A 3,505-nucleotide genomic window follows, 5' to 3' on the forward strand; every position below is an offset into this window, starting at 1 on the left:
GGGACCGCGCCGCGGCGTGCTGGTGTTTGGGGATGTTGGGTGGTTGCGGGGACAGGATTTGAACCTGTGACCTTCAGGTTATGAGCCTGACGAGCTACCGGGCTGCTCCACCCCGCGTCAACCGTAGTCCGCTCGCGCGAGCTTTGGGCTCGCGGGCGAGGGAGGGGATGTGAATGGGTTCTGTCTTCTCGTGGGTGTTTCACGGGCTGCAATGCCTGGCGGCGACCTACTCTTCCATCGCTTGAGCGAGAGTACCATCGGCGCAGGCGGGTTTCACGGCCGAGTTCGGGATGGGATCGGGTGGGACACCGCCGCTATGGCCACCAGGCAATGAAGCCGGTGAAACGCCCGGGCCGGCGCGGGAGGCGCGGGGCTCGGGGTGCGAGAAGGGTTCTCGGCGGGCCTCTGGCGAGGCCTGCCATCGATGCGTGCACTGGCTGGATGTCATCCACATCGCACCAACGTTGTCGTTGATGGTGTGCAACTCTCAAGCGCGAATAGGACGATTAGTATCGGTTAGCTCCATGGATCGCTCCACTTCCACATCCGATCTATCAAGGTCGTGGTCTCCGACCGTCCTGTGAAGTCTTATCTCGAGGGAGGCTTCCCGCTTAGATGCTTTCAGCGGTTATCCCGTCCGTACATAGCTACCCTGCTGCGCCGTTGGCACGACGACAGGTACACCAGAGGTACGTTCAACCCGGTCCTCTCGTACTAAGGTCAACTCCTCTCAAACTTCGACGCCCACGGCAGATAGGGACCAAACTGTCTCGCGACGTTCTGAACCCAGCTCACGTACCACTTTAATTGGCGAACAGCCAAACCCTTGGGACCTGCTCCAGCCCCAGGATGTGATGAGCCGACATCGAGGTGCCAAACAACCCCGTCGATATGAGCTCTTGGGGGTTATCAGCCTGTTATCCCCGGCGTACCTTTTATCCGTTGAGCGATGGCCCTTCCACGAGGGACCACCGGATCACTATGACCGACTTTCGTCTCTGCTCGACTTGTCAGTCTCGCAGTCAGGCGGGCTTATGCCATTGCACTCTAACAGCCGGTTTCCAACCGGCCTGAGCCCACCATCGCGCGCCTCCGTTACTCTTTAGGAGGCGACCGCCCCAGTCAAACTACCCGCCACAGAGGGTCCCCGATCCGGTTTCACGGACCTGGGTTAGACATCAGAAAACAACAGGGTGGTATTTCACCTATGGCTCCACACCGGCTGGCGCCAATGCTTCAAAGCCTCCCACCTATGCTACACAGTTCCTTCCTAATGCCACTCTGAAGCTGCAGTAAAGGTGCACGGGGTCTTTCCGTCTAACCGCGGGTACTCCGCATCTTCACGGAGAATTCAATTTCGCTGAGCATGTCCTGGAGACAGTGGGGAAGTCGTTACGCCATTCGTGCAGGTCGGAACTTACCCGACAAGGAATTTCGCTACCTTAGGACCGTTATAGTTACGGCCGCCGTTTACCTGGGCTTCATTTCGGAGCTTGCACCCCTCCACTTAACCTTCAGGCACCGGGCAGGCGTCAGACCCTATACGTCGTCTTGAAGCCGACTTAGCAGAGCCCTGTGTTTTTGCTAAACAGTCGCTACCCCCTGGCCTGTGCCCCTCCCACAGCGGTTGCCCGCCGAGGAGGCCTCCTTCTTCCGAAGGTACGGAGGCAATTTGCCGAGTTCCTTCAGGACACTTCTCTCAAGCGCCTTGGTATACTCTACCAGACCACCTGTGTCGGTTTCGGGTACGGTCTATACGGTGGGGCTATTTCCCGGGACCTCTTCGAAGCCGGCTCAATCCGTTAAGAGCCGACAACACACGAGATCCGTCACACACCACCAGGCCCACGAATATTAACGTGGTTCCCATCGACTACCCCCTTCGGGCTCGTCTTAGGGGCCGGCTCACCCTGCGCGGATTAGCCTTGCGCAGGAACCCTTGGTCTTTCGGCGAGAGGGCATCTCACCCTCTTTATCGCTACTCATGTCTGCATTCGCACTTCCGATACCTCCACGACCCATTACCAGATCGCTTCACAGGCTTACGGAACGCTCCGCTACCGCGTGCATTGCTGCACACCCTAAGCTTCGGTGCACGTCTTGAGCCCCGTTACATCTTCGCCGCAGGAACCCTTATTTAGACCAGTGAGCTGTTACGCTTTCTTTAAAGGATGGCTGCTTCTAAGCCAACCTCCTGGTTGTTTTGGGATTCCCACATGCTTTCCCACTTAGACGTGACTTGGGGACCTTAGCTGTAGGTCAGGGCTGTTTCCCTCTTGACGACGGACCTTAGCACCCGCCGTCTGTCTCCCGGATATCACTCGTTGGTATTCGGAGTTTGGTTAGAGTTGGTAGGTCTCGCGACCCCCGCATCCATCCAGTGCTCTACCCCCAACGGTGTCCATCCGAGGCACTACCTCAATAGTTTTCGCGGAGAACCAGCTATTTCCCGGCTTGATTGGCCTTTCACCCCTAAACACAACTCATCCGGTAACTTTTCAACGTTAATCGGTTCGGACCTCCAGTGGGTGTTACCCCACCTTCATCCTGGTCATGCCTAGATCGCCGGGTTTCGGGTCTAATACACCAAACTCTATCGCCCTATTCAGACTCGCTTTCGCTACGCCTCCACCTATCGGCTTAAGCTTGCTTGGTACATTAAGTCACAGACCCATTATGCAAGAGGTACGCCGTCACGCCACAAGGACGCTCCGACTGCTTGTAGGCAATCCGTTTCAGGTACTGTTTCACTCCCCTCATCGGGGTGCTTTTCACCTTTCCCTCACGGTACTAGTTCGCTATCGGTCGCATACGAGTATTTAGGCTTGGAGGGTGGTCCCCCCATGTTCAGACAGGATTACACGTGTCCCGCCCTACTCGAGTCCTGATACATCACTTTCGCATACGGGGCTGTCACCCGCTACGGCCGCACTTTCCAGAGCGTTCTGCTAGTTGAATATCAGGCACTGGCCTGGTCCGCGTTCGCTCGCCACTACTAACGGAATCTCGGTTGATGTCTTTTCCTCCAGCTACTGAGATGTTTCAGTTCGCCGGGTTCGCTTCACGAAACCTATGAATTCAGTTCCATGATACCTGGTCCCCGCTTACCTGACCGCCAGCCGAAGCCAGAAGTCAGATAAACGGGATAGGTGGGTTTCCCCATTCGGAAATCTGCGGGTCAAAGGTTGCTCACACCTCACCGCAGCTTATCGCAGCGTGCCACGTCCTTCATCGCCTGTATGCGCCAAGGCATCCACGAATTGCCCTTACCTCACGCTTGAGAGTCCACACCACCAACGACAACGCTGGATCATCCTTGCGGATGACACGAAACTCGGCAGAGCAGCGTATCGCGGTATGCTCGGTGTGGATGATTAATCTCAGCCAGATTTGGCCGTCCTTAGCGTCGCGGCGGTCACCACGACGGACGGCCGGTGAAAAGAACCGGCCCGGCGCTCGCGGCATCGGCCCGAAGGCCTAACCGCTTGTCCGAACCAATACCTTC

The 3,505-nt window shown here is 57.0% G+C and carries 1 tRNA gene and 2 rRNA genes; all 3 read right to left on the reverse strand.

Annotated features, from left to right (window positions below):
• Positions 1-40 precede the first annotated feature (40 nt).
• Positions 41-117, reverse strand: a tRNA-Met gene (locus AC4GYY_RS16070).
• A 96-nt stretch (positions 118-213) separates the two neighbouring features.
• Positions 214-328: ribosomal RNA gene (gene rrf, locus AC4GYY_RS16075) — 5S ribosomal RNA — on the reverse strand.
• Positions 329-486: 158 nt separating this feature from the next.
• Positions 487-3,280, reverse strand: a 23S ribosomal RNA gene (locus AC4GYY_RS16080).
• Positions 3,281-3,505 lie beyond the last annotated feature (225 nt).

The sequence above is a fragment of the Sphingomonas sp. SP6 genome, from assembly GCF_058313435.1.